Origin of the sequence: Streptomyces sp. NEAU-YJ-81 (assembly GCF_017592595.1) — a bacterium.
In the GTDB taxonomy this organism is placed as follows: Bacteria; Actinomycetota; Actinomycetes; order Streptomycetales; family Streptomycetaceae; genus Streptomyces; species Streptomyces hygroscopicus_B.
The window spans coordinates 1-19,951 of sequence record NZ_JAGFNO010000019.1; the positions used below are offsets into that span (position 1 = coordinate 1).

Annotated in this window: 2 protein-coding genes; both read left to right on the forward strand. The window is 70.5% G+C overall.

The window, feature by feature from the left end; all coding sequences use genetic code 11:
• The coding region (locus tag J5X86_RS31855; RefSeq protein WP_208520162.1) for a type I polyketide synthase at window positions 1-5,600 on the forward strand (5,600 nt) is incomplete at its 5' end.
• 25 nt (window positions 5,601-5,625) lie between these two features.
• Window positions 5,626-19,878: a type I polyketide synthase gene (locus J5X86_RS31860; RefSeq protein ID WP_208520163.1), complete on the forward strand. Its 14,253-nt coding sequence runs from the start codon at window positions 5,626-5,628 to the stop codon at window positions 19,876-19,878.
• Window positions 19,879-19,951: the final 73 nt, after the last annotated feature.

Here is a 19,951-nt window from a genome sequence, read left to right on the forward strand (position 1 = left end):
TCTCGTCGGCTACTGGTGTGCTGGGTGGCGCGGGGCAGAGCAACTACGCGGCGGCGAATGTGTTCCTGGACGGGCTGGCGTCCTGGCGCCGGACCCGGGGGCTGCCGGGTGTGTCGATGGCGTGGGGCCTGTGGGCCGAGGCCAGCGGCATGACCGGACACCTCGACGAGGAAGACCTGCGCAGGGTGTCGCGTTCGGGTCTGGTGCCGCTCTCCTCCGAGGAAGGGCTCGAACTGTTCGATGCCGCCCTGGCGTCGGATGAAAGCGTGCCGGCTCCGCTGCGGTTGGACGTCCCTACGCTGCGTGCGCAGGGTGCCGAACTCCCCGCTCTTTTCCGCAACGTCGTGCCCAACGTGATGACGCGCCGCACCGCGCGATCGGAGCAGAGCGAAGGTCTTCCCGACGAACTGCGTCGACGCCTCGCGGGTCTGCCGCGGACATCGCAGGACGAGATGCTGTTGGAGCTGGTCCGCGTTCAGACCGCGGCGGCCCTTGGGCACGCCACCCCCGCGACGGTGAACACGCGGCAGCCCTTCAAGGACCTCGGCTTCGACTCACTGATGGCTGTCGACCTGAGGAATCGGCTCACCGCGGAGACCGGCCTGCGACTGCCTGCCACGCTGATCTTCGACTATCCGACCCCGATGGCACTCGTCGGTCACCTGCGCGACGAGATCCTGGGGGGCGACGCTGTCACCACATCGGCGGGCGCGGGTGTGGAGGCCGCGGCAGGCGCACCGGTGGACAGTGACCCCATCGTGATCGTGAGCATGAGCTGCCGGCTCCCGGGCGGGGTGCAGACGCCGGAGGAACTGTGGCACCTGATGATGGCAGGCACCGATGCGGTGTCCGAGTTCCCGTCCAATCGCGGTTGGGACCTCGACGGGATGTACGACCCGGACCCCGATCGGGAGGGCACGTACTACGTACGCCACGGCGGATTCCTCCATGACGCCGACCAGTTCGACCCGGCGTTCTTCGGGATTTCGCCGCGTGAGGCGCTGTCGATGGACCCGCAGCAGCGGCTGCTGCTGGAGACGTCGTGGGAGGCGTTCGAGCGGGCGGGAATCGATCCGGTGGCCAACCGGGGCAGCCGATCTGGCGTATTCGTCGGTGTCATGTACAACGACTACGCCACTCGTCTGCAGGGGAACGCTCCGGAAGGCTTCGAGGGCTCCCTCGGTACCGGCAGCGCGGGCAGTGTCGCGTCCGGTCGTATCTCGTACACCTTGGGTCTCGAGGGGCCGGCGGTGACGGTGGACACGGCGTGTTCGTCGTCGCTGGTGGCGCTGCATATGGCGGCTCAGGCACTGCGTCAGGGCGAATGCGACCTGGCGCTGGCCGGCGGTGTCACGGTGATGTCGTCGCCGAGTGTGTTCGTGGAGTTCAGCCGTCAGCGGGGCCTTTCTGTCGACGGCCGGTGCAAGCCGTTCTCGAACGAGGCGGACGGCACGGGCTGGGCCGAGGGCGTGGGGATGCTGCTCCTGGAGCGGCTGTCGGACGCCCGGCGCAAGGGTCACCCGGTGCTGGCGGTGGTCCGTGGCTCGGCGATCAACCAGGACGGCGCGAGCAACGGTCTGACGGCTCCCAATGGCCCGTCGCAGCAACGCGTGATCCGCCAGGCGCTGGCGAGCGCCGGCCTGTTGGCGGCCGACGTGGATGCCGTGGAGGCGCACGGGACCGGTACGCCTCTGGGCGACCCGATCGAGGCACAGGCAGTGCTGGCGACATACGGGCAAGGGCGCCCCGAGGGCCGGCCGCTGCTGTTGGGCTCGGTGAAGTCGAACATCGGCCATCCGCAGGCGGCAGCCGGTGTGACGGGTGTGATCAAGATGGTGATGGCGATGCGGCACGGGACACTGCCGAAGACGCTGCATCTTGATGAGCCGTCGAAGGAGGTGGATTGGTCGGCGGGTGAGGTGCGACTGCTGGCGGAAGCCACGAAGTGGCCGGAGACGGGCCATCCGCGTCGGGCCGCTGTGTCGTCGTTCGGCGTGAGCGGGACGAACGCGCACACCATCCTGGAGCAGGCTCCGGAGGCCGAGGCGGCCGAGGTCGCTGAGGCCGAGGTGGTCGAGGGTCCCGTGGCGTGGGTGGTGTCGGGCCGTAGCGCGGCCGGCCTGCAGGCGCAGGCCGGCCGGCTGCGGGAGTTCGTGGCGGCCCATCCGGAGTTGGGTGATTCCGATGTGGCGTTGTCGCTGGCGACGACCAGGTCCTCGTTCGAGCATCGTGGTGTGGTGACCGGGGCTGATCGCGAGGAGCTCCTGGCTCGGCTGGGCGCGTTGGCCGGGAACGAGGCCGTCTCGGGCGTCACGCGTGGTGTGACGGATGTCCGGGGGCGTTCAGTCTTCGTGTTCCCGGGGCAGGGTGCGCAGTGGGTCGGTATGGCGGTGGGCTTGTTGGAGTCCTCGCCGGTGTTCGCGGAGGCGATCGGCGAGTGTGAGACCGCCCTGTCGGCTTACGTGGACTGGTCGCTGACGGATGTGCTGCGCGGTGCCGAGGGCGCTCCCGGTTTCGACCGGGTGGATGTGGTGCAGCCGGTGTTGTTCGCGGTGATGGTGTCGTTGGCGAAGTTGTGGCGTTCGGTGGGTGTGGAGCCGGATGCGGTGATGGGGCATAGCCAGGGTGAGATCGCCGCGGCGTGTGTGGCGGGTGCGTTGTCGCTTGAGGATGCCGCGAAGGTGGTGGCGTTGCGGTCGCAGGCGATCGCGGTGGGTCTTGCGGGGCGTGGTGGCATGGTGTCGGTCGGGCTGCCGGTCGACCAGGTCAGGGAGCGTATCGCTGCCTGGGACGGCGCGATCTCGGTCGCTGCGGTCAACGGCCCGGGGTCCGTTGTGGTCTCGGGTGATCCGGGTGCGCTGGATGAGATGGTCGCGCGGCTGGAGGGCGAGGAGGTCCGTGTTCGCCGGGTTCCGGTGGACTACGCCTCGCACTCCGCACACGTGGAGGCGATCCACGAGGAGCTGCTGAAGGTCCTGGCGGATCTTCAGCCGCGTTCCTCGGAGGTGCCGTTCTACTCGACGGTGTCCGGTGAGCTGGTGGACACCGCTGGTCTGGACGCGGAGTACTGGTACCGGAACCTGCGGCAGACCGTCGAGCTGGAGGCCACCACCCGCGCACTGCTCGACAGCGGGCATGACGTGTTCATCGAGGCGAGCCCGCATCCCGTACTGATGCTGCCGTTGCAGCAGACCGTGGAGGCCGCCGGGGCGCGGGCGGTGGTCGTGGGCACGCTGCGGCGTGACGAGGGCGGCCTGGAGCAGTTCCTGACCTCCGCCTCCGAACTCCACGTCAGCGGGGCCGATGTCGACTGGCGGAAGGTGTTCGAGGGCCGTGGTGCCCGTCGGGTCGATTTGCCGACCTACGCCTTCCGGCGCCAGCGGTACTGGCTGGATGCGACGGTTGGTGAGGTGCCCGCCGGCGGTGAGGGGCTGGGCGCGGACAGTGTGGACGCGCGGTTCTGGGAGGCCGTCGAGCGCGAGGACCTGGAGGCGCTGGTCCGGACGCTGGAGGTGGAGGACGAGGAGCAGCAGTCGTCCTTGACCGCGTTGCTTCCGGCGCTGTCGTCGTGGCGTCGTCAGCGGCGTGAGCGGAGCACGGTGGACAGCTGGCGCTACAGCGCCGCCTGGAAGTCCGTGGTGTCCGCCGCTGAGGCCACGCTCACCGGCACGTGGCTGGTTGTCGTCCCCAAGGTCTGTGGCGACGACGCGTTGCTCGCCTCCGTGGTGGATGGTGTGGCGGGGCGTGGCGCGCATGTGGTTCGTGTCGTTGTCGATGCGGCCGATGGCCGTGAGGCGATGACGGAGCGGCTGCGTGAGGCGCTCGACGAAGCGGGAGTGGACCCGGCGGGGGTGGCGGGTGTGTTCTCGTTGCTGGGGCTGGACGAGTCGGCGCACGGGTCGTTCGGGGTGGTCCCGGCCGGGCTGGCGGCGACGGTGGGACTGGTCCAGGGGCTGGGCGACGCCGGTGTGGTGGCCCCGCTGTGGTGCGGGACGCGGGGCGCGGTGTCGGTGGGGCGCTTCGAGCGGCTGGTGAGTCCGACCCAGGCGATGGTCTGGGGGCTGGGGCGGATCGTGGAAGTGGAGTATCCCCAGCGGTGGGGCGGTCTGGTCGACCTGCCCGAGACCATGGACAGTCGTGCGGTGGACCGTCTGGCCGGTGTACTGGCCGGAGCGGAGGCTGAGAACCAGGTCGCGATACGTGGTTCGGGAGTGTTCGCCAAGCGGCTGGTGCGGGCCTCGGCGTCGGAGAGCACGACCGGGGATGGCTGGCGTCCGACTGGTTCGGTGCTGGTGACCGGTGGTACGGGTGCGCTGGGTGGTCATGTGGCGCGGTGGTTGGCGCGTACGGGTGCCGAACATCTGGTGCTGACCAGCCGTCGGGGTATGGAGGCCGAGGGTGCCGCCGAGTTGAAGGCGGAGCTGGAGGCCATGGGCGCCCGGGTGACGGTGGCGGCGTGTGACGCGGCGGACCGCGAGGCGCTGGCGGCGGTGCTGGAGGGAATTCCCTCGCAGTCGCCGTTGAGCGCGGTGGTGCATACGGCGGGTGTGCTGGACGACGGTGTGATTGATGCACTGACGGTGCAGCGGGCGGCCGGGGTGTTGCGTCCGAAGGTGGACGCGGCGCGGAATCTGCATGAGCTGACCGCCGGGATGGATCTGTCGGCGTTCGTGCTGTTCTCCTCGGCGGCGGGCACGATAGGCGGCCCAGGGCAGGGGAGTTACGCGGCGGGTAACGCGTTCCTGGACGCGCTGGCGTCGCAGCGGCGCGCGGACGGCCTTCCGGCGACCTCCATCGCCTGGGGCGCCTGGGCCGGAAGTGGCATGGTGATCGATGGGGGTCTCGACGAGTACATGAAGCGGAGCGGTGTCGCTCCGATGGACCCGGAACTGGCGATCTCCGCGCTCCAGTGTGTTCTTGACCTGGACGAGACCTACGCCCTTGTGGTCGATGCCGCATGGGAGCGCTTCGGGGGGGAGCTGGGTGGCGCCCGGCCGACTCCGCTGCTGAGCGAGCTGATGACGAGGCGGCAGTCGAACGCGGCGTCGGAGCCCACGGATCCGGCACCGGGCGAGTCGGCCGCGGCGGAGCTGCGTGCGGAGCTGGAGGGGCTCTCCTCGGCGAAGCGTCAGCGATCCCTGCGCAAGCTGGTCCGGCAGCACGTCGCCGCGGTCCTGGTGCATGCGACTCCCGAGGCCGTCGAGAGCGATCAGTCGTTCAGGGAGCTCGGTTTCGACTCGCTGACCGCCGTTCAGCTCCGGAACCGATTGAGTGCGATCACCGGCCTGGAACTGCCGACCACGTTGGCATTCGACTACCCGAACCTCACCGTACTGGCCGAGCATCTGGAGACGAATATGTTTCCGCAGGCCGATGGGGCTGAGTCGAATGACCCGGAGGAGGACCGGATTCGCGAGGCGTTGACCTCCATTCCGCTCGCGCGGTTCCGTGAAGCCGGACTGATGGACGCCCTACTGGAACTTGCCCAGATCTCGGAGAGCGGTTCTGAGCTGGAGCCCCAAGAAGGAATGAACAGCGCGGTCGACGCGATGGATGTCGACGACCTTGTCCAGAGGGCACTGGGCGGCGCAGACCTCTGATGTTTTTGGAAGTGTGGAGCTACTGATGGCTACGTCCTCCGAGAGAGTTGTCGAAGCGCTGCGCGCTTCTTTGCGGGAAAACGACCGCCTCAAGCTACAGAATCAGCGCCTGGTCGCGGCGTCGCGAGAGCCCATTGCCATTGTCGGGATGAGCTGTCGTTTTCCTGGGGGCGTGCACACCCCGGAGCAACTGTGGGACCTCGTCGTCGATGGCGTCGACGCCATCTCCGGGTTTCCGACGAATCGCGGCTGGGATGCCGAGGGGCTGTACCACCCGGACCCGGACAATCCGGGGACGAGTTACGCCCGAGAGGGCGGTTTCTGCTACGAGGCTGACGAGTTCGACCCGCAGTTCTTCGGAATATCTCCCCGTGAGGCTGTGGCGACTGACCCGCAGCAGCGGTTGGTGCTCGAAGCGTCATGGGAGGCGTTCGAGCGAACCGGCATTGACCCACTGTCTCTGCGTGGCAAGCCGGTCGGGGTTTTCGTCGGCACGAACGGTCAGGACTACTCGACTCATCTTCTCGAGGCAGGAGGTGGGCTCGAGGGCTATCTGACGGGTAGCGCGGTCAGCGTGGTGTCGGGGCGTATTTCCTACACCTTGGGTCTTGAGGGGCCCGCGGTGTCGGTGGACACGGCGTGTTCGGCATCGCTGGTGGCGCTGCACATGGCCATGCAGGCGCTGCGGCAGGGCGAGTGTGAGCTGGCGCTGGCCGGTGGTGTGTCGGTGATGTCGACGCCGGGTGCCTTCGTGGAGTTCAGCCGGCAACGGGGGCTCGCTCCTGATGGCCGGTGCAAGCCGTTCGCGGACGCGGCGGATGGCACCGGCTGGTCCGAGGGCGTCGGCATGCTCCTCGTGGAGCGGCTGTCGGACGCGCGCAAGAATGGTCACCCGGTGCTGGCGATCGTCCGGGGTTCGGCGATCAACCAGGACGGCGCGTCGAACGGTCTGACGGCGCCCAACGGCCCGTCGCAGCAGCGGGTGATCCGTCAGGCGCTGGCGAGTGCGGGGTTGTCGGCGTCGGAGGTGGACGCGGTGGAGGCGCACGGTACGGGTACCACGCTGGGTGACCCGATCGAGGCGCAGGCGCTGCTGGCGACGTATGGCAAGGAGCGGTCGGCGGACAGTCCGCTGTGGCTGGGTGCCATCAAGTCGAACATCGGCCATAGCCAGGCCGCTGCTGGTGTCGCGGGTGTCATCAAGATGGTGATGGCGATGCGGCACGGTGTGCTGCCGAAGACCTTGCATGTGGATGAGCCGTCGCGGCAGGTGGACTGGTCCGCGGGTGAGGTGCGGTTGCTGACCGAGACCACCGCGTGGCCGGAGACGGACCGACCGCGCCGGGCGGGTATCTCTTCGTTCGGGGTGAGCGGGACCAACGCGCACACCATCATCGAGCAGGCTCCGGAAGCCGACCGTGATGGACAGACCCAGACGACGGCCCCCGAGGGGGACGAGGCCAAGCGGTCCGTTGTCCTGCCATGGCTGCTGTCCGGCAAGAGCGCGGAGGCGCTCGCCGCCCAGGCCGGTCGGCTCCACGCCCATCTGAGCGCCCACTCGGAGCCGGCGCTGACGGACGTCGGCTTCTCCCTGGCCACGACCCGATCGGCTTTCGAGCACCGTGCGGCCCTGGTCGCCGGGGACCGGGACGAATTCCTCCGCGGCCTGAAGGCTCTGGCCACCGGCGAGAACGCGGCTCAGGTCATTCAGGGCACGACACGCGTCGAGGACACCCTCGCGTTCCTGTTCTCGGGCCAGGGCGCGCAGCGCCTGGGCATGGGGCGGGAGCTGTACGACGCCTTCCCGGGGTTCGCGCAGGCGCTGGACGAGGTGTGCGCGCACCTGGATGTGGTGCTGGACCGTCCGCTGCGTGAGGTGATGTTCGCGGCCGAGGGCAGTGCGGATGCCGAGCTGCTGGATCAGACGGCGTTCACCCAGCCGGCGCTGTTCGCCATCGAGGTGGCGCTGTTCCGGCTGCTCGAGCAATTCGGCGTCACCCCGGATGTCCTCATCGGCCACTCGGTGGGCGAGATCGCGGCCGCGCATGTGGCGGGGGTGTTCTCGCTGGAGGACGCGTGCACGCTGATCGCGGCCCGCGGCCGGCTGATGCAGGCGCTGCCCGAGGGCGGCGCCATGGTGGCGGTGCAGGCGTCGGAGGAGGAGATCGCGGCGTCGCTGGCCGGTCGTGCGGCCGAGGTGAGCATCGCGGCCGTCAACGGCCCGGCCGCCGTGGTCATCGCCGGTGACGAGGGAGCGGCGCTGGAGATCGCCGGGCAGTGGGCGGAGCAGGGTCGCAAGACCCGTCGGCTGAAGGTCAGCCACGCCTTCCACTCGCCGCGCATGGACGCGATGCTGGACGACTTCCGCAAGGTCGTCGAAGGGCTCTCGTTCGCCGCGCCCTCCATCGATCTGGTCTCCAATGTGACCGGTGGGGTGGCCTCGGACGCCGAGGTGTGTTCGCCGGAGTACTGGGTGCGGCATGTGCGGGAGGCCGTGCGCTTCCTGGATGGAGTGCGGGCACTCGAGGGACAGGGCGTGACCACCCTCCTGGAGGTGGGTCCCGACGGTGTGCTCTCGGCGATGGCGCAGGACTGCCTGTCGGAACGGTCCGAGCCCGCCTCGGCGCCCGTGATCGTGCCGGGGCTGCGCAAGGACCGCTCGGAGGTCGTGGCCCTGACCACGGCGCTGGCCAGGCTGCACGTTCACGGGTCCGCCGTCGACTGGACCTCGGCCTTCGACGGTCTCGGGGCCCGCAGGGTCGACCTGCCGACCTACGCCTTCCAGCGTCGGCGCTACTGGGCCGAGAAGTCCGCCGATGCGGCCGGTGCCGATCTCGGCATCCGCCACGAGGTGGACGCGCGGTTCTGGCAGGCCGTGGAGCGGGAGGACCTCGAATCGCTCGCGAGGACGCTGGACTTCGAGGATGAGGCGTCGCTGGGCGCGGTGCTGCCCGCTCTGTCGGCATACTGGCGCAGCAGCCGCGATCAGTCGACGATCGACGGCTGGCGCTACCGGGTGTCGTGGAAGCCGGTCCCGGACGTGGCCGAGGGGTCGTTGTCGGGGACGTGGCTGGTGGTGGTTCCGGCGTCCCGCGCCGAGGACGAGCTGGTCCCGGGGGTTGTCGCCGGGCTCGAGCGGCATGGTGCGGGCGTGGTCTCGCTCGTGCTGGACGAGCGGGACCTGGACGGAAGCGTGCTGGCGGGGCGGCTGCGTGAGGTGGTCGGGCAGACGCCCGAGCTGAGTGGTGTGCTGTCGCTGCTCGCCCTGGACGAGGAGCCGAACTCGGAGTATCCGGCACTGTCGGGTGGTTATGCGCGGAGCCTGGTGCTGGCGCAGGCGATGGTCGCGGCGGATGTTCCGGCCCGGTTGTGGTGCGGTACGCGTGGCGCGGTGTCCGTGGGGCGCTGGGACCGGCTGACCGGCGCGGTGCAGTCGCAGGTCTGGGGTCTGGGACGGGTGGTGGCGCTGGAGCACTCCGCGGTGTGGGGTGGTCTGGTGGATCTGCCCGAGTCGCTGGATGAGCGCGGTGCGGCGCGGCTGGCCGGTGTGCTGTCCGCCGGGGATGGCGAGGACCAGGTCGCGATCCGTGGCTCGGGGGTGTTCGCCAGGCGTCTGGTGCGGGCTGACGCGGGTGTGGGAGCGGAGCGGCCGTGGCGGGCGCGTGGCACGGTGCTGGTGACCGGTGGCACCGGCGCGCTGGGCGGCCAGGTGGCCGGTTGGCTGGCGCGCAGCGGTGCGGAGCGTCTGGTGCTGACCAGCCGACGCGGCCTCGACGCACCGGGCGCTGCCGAACTGCGCGATGAGCTCGAGGTGCTGGGCGCGCGGGTGACCGTGGTGGCGTGTGATGTGACGGACCGTGACGCGTTGGCCGCTGTCCTCGATGACATTCCGGAGGAGTTCCCGCTCAGCGCGGTGTTCCACGCGGCGGGTGTCGAGCAGGCGGCCGAGCTTTTGGGGATGAGCCTGGCGGACGCGGCGGCGGTGGTGTCCGGGAAGGCCGCGGGGGCCGCGTACCTGGATGAGCTGCTGGGCGACCGAGAGCTCGACGCGTTCGTGGTCTTCTCGTCGATCGCCGGTGTGTGGGGCAGTGGTGGCCAGGCGGCGTACAGCGCCGCCAACGCCTATCTGGACGCGCTGGTGGAGGAGCGCCGTGCGCGGGGTCTCGCCGGTACCGCCGTGGCCTGGGGCCCCTGGGCCGAGGGCGGTATGGCGGCCGCGGAGGGGGCGGAGAGGGAACTCGCCCGTCGTGGCCTGCGCGTCATGGCTCCGGGGCTGGCCATCGCCGCCTTGCAGGGCGCGATCGCGGGTGACGACGGTGCGGTGACGGTCGCCGATATGGACTGGGAGCGGTTCGCCCCCTCGTTCACCCTGGGGCGGCCGAGCTCGTTGATCGGAGACCTCCCCGAGGTCGCGAAGGTGCTCGAGGCCGCGGGCGCGTCCGGCGGGGCGGATGCTTCGTCGGGCCTGCGGGAGCGGTTGGCGGGGCTGACCGAGGCGGAGACCGACCGGGCCCTGCTCGACCTGGTGCGTGGCCATGTGGCCGCGGTCCTCGGGTTCACCGGTGGGGAGACGGTTGACGCCGAGCGCGCGTTCAAGGAGCTGGGCTTCGACTCGCTGACCGCGGTGGAGCTCCGTAACCGGCTGAACGCGGAGACCGGGCTGGCCCTGTCGGCGACGCTCGTCTTCGACTACCCGAACGCGTCGATTCTGGCGGACCACCTGCGTGCCGAGGTGCTGGGCACGCGGGGTGCGGTGGCCGCGCCGGTGGCGGTGGCGGCTCGGGTCGATGACGATCCGATCGCGATCGTCGGCATGAGCTGCCGCTTCCCGGGCGGGGTGCACAGCCCGGAGGATCTGTGGGACCTCGTGGTCGGCGGCAGCGACGCGATCTCCGAATTCCCGTCCAACCGCGGATGGGACGTGGACGGGATGTACGACCCGGACCCCGAGCGCTCGGGCACGTTCTACTCGCGCGAGGGCGGTTTCCTGCACGAGGCGGGCGAGTTCGACGCCTCGTTCTTCGGGATCTCGCCGCGTGAGGCGCTCGCCATGGATCCGCAGCAGCGGCTGCTGCTGGAGACGTCGTGGGAGGTGTTCGAGCGCGCCGGTATCGCTCCCACGTCCGTGCGCGGCAACCAGATCGGCGTGTTCGTGGGGGCCGCCACCTCGGGCTACGGGTCCGGCGCCAACGACCTGGAAGGACAGCTGCTGACCGGTAACGCGACATCGGTCGTGTCCGGTCGTATCTCCTATACCTTGGGTCTCGAGGGGCCCGCGATGACGATGGACTCGGCGTGCTCGTCGTCGCTGGTCGCCCTGCACCAGGCCGCGCAGGCGCTGCGTCAGGGCGAGTGCGACATGGCGCTCGCCGGCGGTGTCACCGTGCTGGCCACGCCGGCGGCCTTCGTGGAGTTCAGCCGCCAGCGTGGACTGGCGCCCGATGGCCGGTGCAAGCCGTTCGCGGACGCCGCGGACGGCACGGGGTGGTCCGAGGGTGTGGGCATGCTGCTGGTGGAGCGGCTGTCCGATGCCGAGCGCAACGGCCACCAGGTGCTGGCAATTGTGCGCGGCAGCGCCATCAACCAGGACGGCGCCTCGAACGGTCTGACGGCGCCGAACGGCCCCTCGCAGCAGCGGGTCATCCGGCAGGCGCTGGCGAACGCCCGCCTGTCGGCCGCCGAGGTGGATGCGGTGGAGGCCCATGGCACCGGCACCATGCTCGGCGACCCGATCGAGGCGCAGGCGCTGCTCGCGACGTACGGTCAGGAGCGGCCGGAGGGCCGCCCGCTGTGGCTGGGCGCGCTGAAGTCGAACATCGGTCACACGCAGGCCGCCGCCGGTGTCGCCGGGATCATCAAGATGGTCATGGCGATGCGGCACGGGGTGCTGCCGAAGATGCTGCATGTGGACGAGCCGTCGCGGCAGGTGGACTGGTCGGCGGGGGAGGTGCGGCTGCTGACCGAGGCCACCGAGTGGCCGGAGACGGGTCAGCCGCGCCGGGTCGGTGTGTCGGCGTTCGGTGTGAGCGGAACCAACGCGCACACCATCATCGAGCAGGCCCCGGTGTACGAGGAGGCGGTGCGGAACGAGGCTCCCGCCGAGGACCGCGGCGTCCTTGCATGGGCGCTCTCCGGCTGGAGCCCTGAAGCCCTGCGCGCCCAGGCCGAACGGCTGAGGTCGCGTCTGATGGAGCGCACCGAACTGGGTGCGCTGGATGTGGGCTACTCGCTGGTGGCGACGCGCTCGGTCCTGGAACACCGTGCGGTGGTCACGGGGGCGGACCGTGCCGAACTGCTCCGGGGGCTCGAGGCTGTCGCGGCCGGTGAGACGGCCCCTGGTGTGATTCAGTCCGCTGCGCGTACGTCGGGTTCGACCGCGTTCCTGTTCTCGGGTCAGGGTGCGCAGCGCCTGGGCATGGGGCGGGAGTTGTACGAGGCGTTCCCGGTGTTCGCGCGTGCGCTGGACGAGGTGTGCGCCCACCTCGATGTGCTGCTGGACCGTCCGCTGAAGGACGTGATGTTCGCGGCGGAGGGGAGTGTGGATGCCGAGTTGCTGGATCAGACGGCGTTCACTCAGCCCGCGCTGTTCGCGGTCGAGGTGGCGCTGTTCCGGTTGCTGTCCATGTGGGGCGTGACGCCGGATGTGGTGATCGGTCACTCCATCGGTGAGATCGCCGCCGCGCATGTGGCGGGGGTGTTCTCGCTGGAGGACGCGTGCACGCTGGTGGCCGCTCGTGGTCGTCTGATGCAGGCGCTGCCGGAGGGTGGCGCGATGGTGGCCGTCGAGGCATCGGAGGAGGAGGTCGCTCCGTCGCTGGCCGGTCGTGAGGCCGAGGTGAGCATCGCGGCCGTCAACGGGCCGACGTCCGTGGTCATCGCCGGTGACGAGGCCGCAGCTGTGGAGATCGCCGAGCGGTGGGCGGAGCAGGGGCGTAAGACCCGTCGGTTGCGGGTCAGCCACGCGTTCCACTCGCCGCGGATGGACGCGATGCTGGCCGACTTCCGCAAGGTCGTCGAGGGCCTGTCGTTCGCCCCGCCCTCGATCGCGCTCGTCTCCAACGTGACGGGTAAGTCGGCGGGTGCGGACGAGGTGTGCTCGCCGGAGTACTGGGTGCGGCATGTGCGGGAGGCCGTGCGGTTCGCGGATGGGGCACGGGCACTCGAGGCGCAGGGCGTGACCACCTTCCTGGAGGTGGGCCCCGACGGTGTGCTCTCGGCGATGACGCGGGAGTGCCTGACGGCGGAGGATGCATCGGCCTCGGTCGTCGTGCCGGTGCTGCGCAAGGACCGCCCCGAGCCGCAGGCGTTGACGACGGCTCTGGCCGAACTCCACGCCCACGGCGTCACCGTCGACTGGGAGCAGCTCTTCGCCGGACGCGGTGCGCGGAAGGTCGAACTGCCCACCTACGCCTTCCAGCGACAGCGCTACTGGCTGGAGGACGCGGGTGGTGCGTCGGGTGGCTCCGCCGCCGCCGACAGTGTGGACGCCCGGTTCTGGGAAGCGGTTGAGCGCGAGGACCTGGAGGCTCTCGCCGAGGCGCTGGACATCGACGGGGAGGGCTCGCTGAGCGAGTTGCTGCCCGCGCTGTCGTCGTACCGTCGGCAGCAGCGCGACCGGGCCACGGTCGACGGCTGGCGTTACCGCGTCTCCTGGAAGCCGGTCCCGGACCTGGCCACCGGGTCCCTGTCGGGGACCTGGCTGCTGGTGGTGCCGGCCGGACTGGCGGACAGCGACGTCACCACGTCGATCCGCCATGGATTCGAGAAGTACGGCGCCCGGGCGGTACCGGTGGCGGTTGCCGCCGACACGGACGCCGACGGGCTGGCCCGAGCACTGCTCGCCGCACTCGACGGTGAGTCCGAGGTCGGCGTGTTGTCGTTGCTCGGCTTGGACGAGGAGCCCCTCGTCGAGGAGCCGGTGGTCGCGGCCGGACTCGCGCTGACCCTGCGGTTGGTGCAGGCCCTGGCCGGGCTGGACATGGGCGTTCGGCTGTGGTGCGCCTCGCGGGGCGCGGTCTCGGTGGGGCGTTCCGACCGGCTCACCAGCCCGGTGCAGGCGGAGGTGTGGGGCCTTGGCCGGGTCGCCGCCCTGGAGCACCCCCGGATCTGGGGTGGCCTGGTCGATCTGCCCGAGGTACTCGACGAGCGTGCCGTCGGGCGGCTGGCCGGTGTGCTGTCCGCCGAGGGCGCCGAGGGCGCCGAGGACCAGGCGGCGGTGCGGGGCTCCGGAGTGTTCGTCCGGCGGCTGGCGCGTGTCGCGTCGTCGGGTGGCGGAGCCTGGCGGCCGACCGGCTCGGTTCTGGTGACCGGTGGTACGGGCGCGTTGGGCGCGCATGTGGCCCGTTGGGCGGTGCGCGAGGGCGCGGAGCACATCGTCCTCACAAGCCGCCGCGGCCTGGCGGCCGACGGTGCGCCCGAGCTCAAGGCGGAACTCGAGGCCATGGGCGCTCTGGTCTCCGTGGCCGCGTGCGATGTGGCCGACCGCGAAGCGCTCACCGAGCTGCTGGCGGGGATCCCCGAGGAGTTCCCCCTGCGCGGAGTGGTGCACGCGGCCGGCGTGCTGGATGACGGTGTGCTGGACGGCCTGTCCGTCGACCGGGTCGCCGGGGTGCTCGGCGCCAAGGTGGCTGGCGCCCGGCAGCTACACGAACTGACGGCACATCTGGATCTCGACGCGTTCGTGCTGTTCTCGTCGTTCGCCGGCGTCATGGGCGGCGCCGGACAGGGGGCCTACGCGGCGGCCAACGCCCACCTGGACGCGCTCGCGGTGCTGCGTCGTGGCGCCGGACTCGCCGGTACGGCGGTCGCCTGGGGGCCGTGGGCCGAGGCCGGTATGGCCGTGGAGGGTCGCGCCGGGGAACGGGTGCGCGGTGGTGTGGTGGCCGCGATGGACCCGGCGCTGGCCGTGGCGGCGCTCGGTTGGGCCGTCGGCCATGACGAGGCGGCACTCGTCGTCGCGGACGTCGACTGGGAGCGCCTGGCCTCGGCACATGCCGCGTCCGGCGGCGGTGCTTTCATCAGCGACATCCCCGAAGCGCACAAGCACCTGACCGCGGTCGAGGCCGGTGCCGAGGCGGAAGCCGCCACCTTCGCCCAGAAGCTCGCCGGACTGTCGGCGACCGAGCGGAACCAGGCCGTACTGGAACTGGTACGGGGGCACGCGGCCGCTGTGCTCGGCCATGCTTCGGCGGAGTCGGTCGAGCCCGGCCGGGCCTTCCGCGACCTCGGGTTCGACTCCCTCACCGCGGTCGAACTGCGCAACCGGCTGGACCTCGCGACGGGGCTGCGTCTCCCGGCCACGCTGGTCTTCGACTATCCGAGCGCCGTCGAACTGGCCGACTACCTGGACGCCGAGGCGTTCGGCACCACCCAGCCGGCCGTGGTCGCGGCCGAGCCGAGGGCCGTCGCCGTGGACAGTGACCCGATCGCGATCGTCGCGATGAGCTGCCACTTCCCCGGGGATGTCCATACCCCGGAGGAGCTGTGGCGGCTGGTCGCCGAGGGCGGCGACGCCATCGCCGAGTTCCCCGCCGACCGCGGTTGGGACCTCGACGGGCTGTACGACCCCGACCCCGAGCGGTTCGGCACGTCCTACGCACGCGAGGGCGGCTTCCTTTATGGCGCCTCGGACTTCGACGCGGGGTTCTTCGGGATCTCGCCGCGCGAGGCGGTCGCCATGGACCCGCAGCAGCGGCTGCTGCTGGAGACGTCGTGGGAGGCGTTCGAGGGGGCCGGTATCGCTCCGGAGTCGCTGCGGGGCACCCGGGCGGGTGTGTTCGTCGGCACGAACGGCCAGGACTACGCCGGGTTGTGGATGGACGCGCAGGGTGACCTCGAGGGGCACCTGGGCACGGGCAGTGCGGCCAGCGTGGCGTCGGGGCGCATCTCCTACACCTTCGGTCTCGAGGGACCCGCGGTGACGGTGGACACCGCGTGCTCCTCGTCGCTCGTGGCACTCCACATGGCCATGCAGGCGCTGCGCCAGGGCGAGTGTGATCTGGCGCTGGCCGGTGGTGTGTCGGTGATGTCGACACCGGGTGCGTTCGTGGAGTTCAGCCGTCAGCGTGGACTCGCTCCCGACGGTCGGTGCAAGCCGTTCTCCGACGGGGCGGATGGCACCGGGTGGGGCGAGGGCATCGGCATGCTGCTCGTGGAGCGGCTGTCGGACGCCCGCCGCAACGGCCACCCGGTGCTGGCGGTGGTCCGTGGCAGCGCCATTAACCAGGACGGAGCGTCGAACGGTCTGACGGCACCGAACGGCCCGTCGCAGCAGCGGGTGATCCGGCAGGCGCTCGCCAGTGCCGGACTGTCGGCCGCCGAGGTGGACGCGGTGGAGGCGCACGGCACCGGCACCATGCTGGGTGACCCGATCGAGGCGCAGGCGCTGCTGGCCACCTACGGCCAGGGCCGGGCGGAGGGAAGTCCGCTGTGGCTGGGGGCCATCAAGTCGAACATCGGCCATACCCAGGCCGCCGCCGGTGTCGCCGGGATCATCAAGATGGTGATGGCGATGCGGCACGGCGTGCTGCCGAAGACGCTGCATGTGGGCGAGCCGTCGCGGCAGGTGGACTGGTCGGCGGGTGAGGTGCGGCTGCTGACCGAGACGACCGCGTGGCCGGAGACGGACCGACCGCGCCGAGCGGGTATCTCCTCGTTCGGACTGAGCGGCACCAACGCGCACACCATCATCGAACAGGCCCCCGCCGTGGCGGAGTCCGAGGTCTCGGACCCCGCGACCCCCGGAACGGCCGAGTCGATGGACATGGTGCCGTGGCTGGTCTCCGGGAAGAGCCCGGAGGCGTTGCGGGCGCAGGCCGAACGGCTGCACACGCATGTGGCGGCCCGGGCCGACCTCGGGGCGCTGGACGTGGGGTACTCGTTGGCGACCCGCTCGGTGTTCGAGCACCGGGCCGTGCTGGTCGGCGAGGACCGGGAAGCCCTTCTGCGTGGTCTTGAGGCCGTGGCCGGGCGCGGGATCGCCTCCGGCGTCGTCCAGGGGCAGGCGGTACCGGGTGGCAAGACAGCGTTCCTGTTCTCGGGTCAGGGTGCGCAGCGCCTGGGCATGGGACGGGAGTTGTACGGCGCCTTCCCGGCGTTCGCCCGTGCGCTGGACGAGGTGTGTGCGCACCTGGACGTGGTGCTGGATCGTCCGCTGCGCGAGGTGATGTTCGCGGCCGAGGGCAGTGCGGATGCCGAGCTGCTGGATCAGACGGCGTTCACTCAGCCGGCGCTGTTCGCCATCGAGGTGGCGTTGTTCCGGCTGTTGGAGCACTGGGGTGTCACCCCGGATGTGGTGATCGGCCACTCCATCGGTGAGATCGCCGCCGCGCATGTGGCCGGGGTGTTCTCACTGGAGGACGCGTGCACGCTGATCGCGGCACGCGGCCGGCTGATGCAGGCGCTGCCCGAGGGCGGCGCCATGGTCGCTATCCAGGCATCCGAGGAGGAGGTCGCCGCCTCGATCGTCGGCCGCGAGCACGAGATGAGCATCGCGGCGGTCAACGGTCCGTCGGCAGTGGTGATCGCCGGGCATGCGGCCGGGGTCCAGGAGGTGGCGGACAGATGGACGGCGAAGGGGGCAAAGACTAGGCGTTTGCGGGTCTCTCATGCGTTTCACTCTTGCCTCATGGACAGTATGTTGGACGCGTTCGGCCACGTGGTCCGTGAGGTCTCTTTTGAACCGCCGACCATGGCGCTGGTGTCCAATGTCACCGGTGGGCTGGTAACGGAGGCGGAGACGTGTTCTCCGGAGTATTGGGTTCGGCATGTGCGTGAGGCGGTCCGGTTCGCGGATGGGGTACGTTCGCTTAAGGCGTTGGGTGTGACCAGGTTCTTGGAAGTGGGTCCCGATGGTGTGCTCACCGCGATGGCTCAGGAGTGCCTCGCGGAAAGCGCCGAAGACACTTCGGCGGCAATGCTGGCCCCCGTGCTGCGCAAGCAGCGCCCCGAAACAGGGGCGTTGGTGACGGCGCTGGCCGAATTGCATGCGCACGGTGGCGCGGTGAACTGGGAATCGGTATTCGCGGACCGCGGTGCGGGCCATGTGCAGTTGCCCACATACGCGTTCCAGCGCGAGCGGTTCTGGCCGGAGACGTCCGCGGCCGGCGGCGGCCGGGATGCCGGTTCGACCGCCGCGGATTCGGTGGACGCGCGATTCTGGGAGGCGGTAGAGCGCGAGGATCTCGAAGCGCTCGCCGAGGCGCTCGACGTCGACGGCAATACGCCGCTGAGCGCGGTTCTGCCCGCGCTGTCCGCGTATCACCGGAGCAACCGCGAGCAGTCGACGATCGACGGCTGGCGCTACCGGGTGTCGTGGAAGCCGGTTGCGGACGTGACCGGTGGGTCGCTGTCGGGGACGTGGTTGGCGGTGGTTCCGGCGTCGCGTGCCGAGGACGAACTGGTGGCGGGCGTTGTCTCCGGGCTCGGGCGGCATGGCGCGGATGTGGTGTCGCTGGTGGTGGATGAGCACCACCTTGACGCCGTGGTCCTGGGGGAGCGGCTGCGTGAGATGGTCGCGGATGTGCCCGAACTGGGTGGTGTGTTGTCGCTGCTCGCCCTGGACGAGGAGCCCTGCCCGGAGCACCCCGCGCTGTCCGGCGGCTTCGCTTCCACGTTGACGCTGGTGCAGGCGCTGGTGGAGGTGGGTGCCGGGGCTCCGCTGTGGTGTGCTTCACGGGGCGCGGTGTCGGTGGGACGTTCCGACCGGCTCGCCGGTGTGACGCAGTCGCAGGTGTGGGGTCTGGGCCGGGTCGTGGGGCTGGAGCACTCCGAGGTGTGGGGTGGTCTGGTGGATCTGCCCGAGGTGCTGGACGAGCGTGCGGTGAGCCGGTTGGTGGGCGTGCTGTCCGCCGGGGGCGATGAGGACCAGGTCGCCGTGCGCGGTTCGGGAGTGTTCGTCCGGCGCCTGATGAGGGCTGAAGCCGAGGTCGTCGAGGGTGCGGAGCGGTCGTGGCGGGTTGGCGGCTCGGTGCTGGTGACCGGTGGTACGGGCGCGCTGGGCGCACGGATCGCGCGGTGGGCGGCGGGCCAGGGCGCCGAGCATCTGGTGCTGACCAGCCGTCGTGGTCTGGAGGCGCCGGGCGCGCCCGAGTTGCGTGAGGAGCTCGAGGCGCTGGGCGCCCGGGTGACCGTGGCGGCCTGTGATGTGGCCGACCGTGAGCAACTGGCCGCGGTGCTCGACGCCGTCCCGGAGGAGTTCCCGCTGCGGGCCGTCTTCCACGCGGCCGGTGTGGAGCAGGCTGCCGAGCTGGTGGGGATGGGTCTGGCGGACGCGGCGCCGGTGGTGTCGGGTAAGGCGGCGGGAGCCGGCCATCTGGATGCCCTGCTGGGCGACCGTGAGCTGGACGCGTTCGTGGTCTTCTCCTCGATCTCGGGTGTGTGGGGCAGTGGTGGCCAGGCCGCCTACGGTGCGGCGAACGCGTATCTGGACGCGCTGGTGGAGGGCCGCCGCGCCCGGGGTCTCGCCGGTACCGCGGTGGCCTGGGGCCCCTGGGCCGAGGGCGGTATGGCGGCCGGCGACGGCGGCGACCAGCTGGCGCGTCGCGGTCTGCCCGCGATGGCGCCCGGCCTGGCGATCGCCGCGCTGCAGGGAGCGGTCGCCGGTGACGACGGTGTGGTGACGGTCGCCGATGTGGACTGGGAGCGATTCGCCCCCGCGTTCACGATCGGGCGGCCCAGCCCGCTCATCGGCGAACTGCCCGAGGTCATATCGGCCCTGGAGCAGGCCCGTGCCAACGAGGAGAGCCACGCGGAGGGCGGATCGCGCCTGAGGGAACGGCTTCTCGCGCTGGCTCCGGGGGAGCGGGAGCGCGCCGTCCTCGACCTGGTACGGGGTCACGCGGCCGCGGTTCTCGGTTTCTCCGGTATGGAGGGCGTGGAATCCGACCGTGCCTTCAAGGAATTGGGATTCGACTCGCTCACGGCGGTAGAATTCCGAAACCGGTTGAACGCGGACACCGGACTCCGGCTGCCGACCACGCTGGTCTTCGACTATCCCAACGCAAGGACTCTCGCCGAACACGTACGAGCGGGCGTACTGCCCGACGAAGGGACATCCGCCACTCCGCTGATCGCGGATCTGGAAAAACTCGAGGCATCACTTTCCACGGCTGAGCCGGACAACGCCGAGCGAATGGCCATCGCATCCCGACTCCAGGTGCTCCTCGCCAAGCTGAACGGTGGCGAGGGCGGGGCGTCGGACACTGAGAGCATTACGCAGCGGCTTGACGGGGCGTCGGACGACGATCTCTTCGATTTCATCGAAAACGAGCTCAGCTAAATGTGACCGCCGAGGTGCAGTTCTCTGGCCTCCTTTCATTCTTCAGTCTTCTTTGACTCGTAACAGGCAAGGT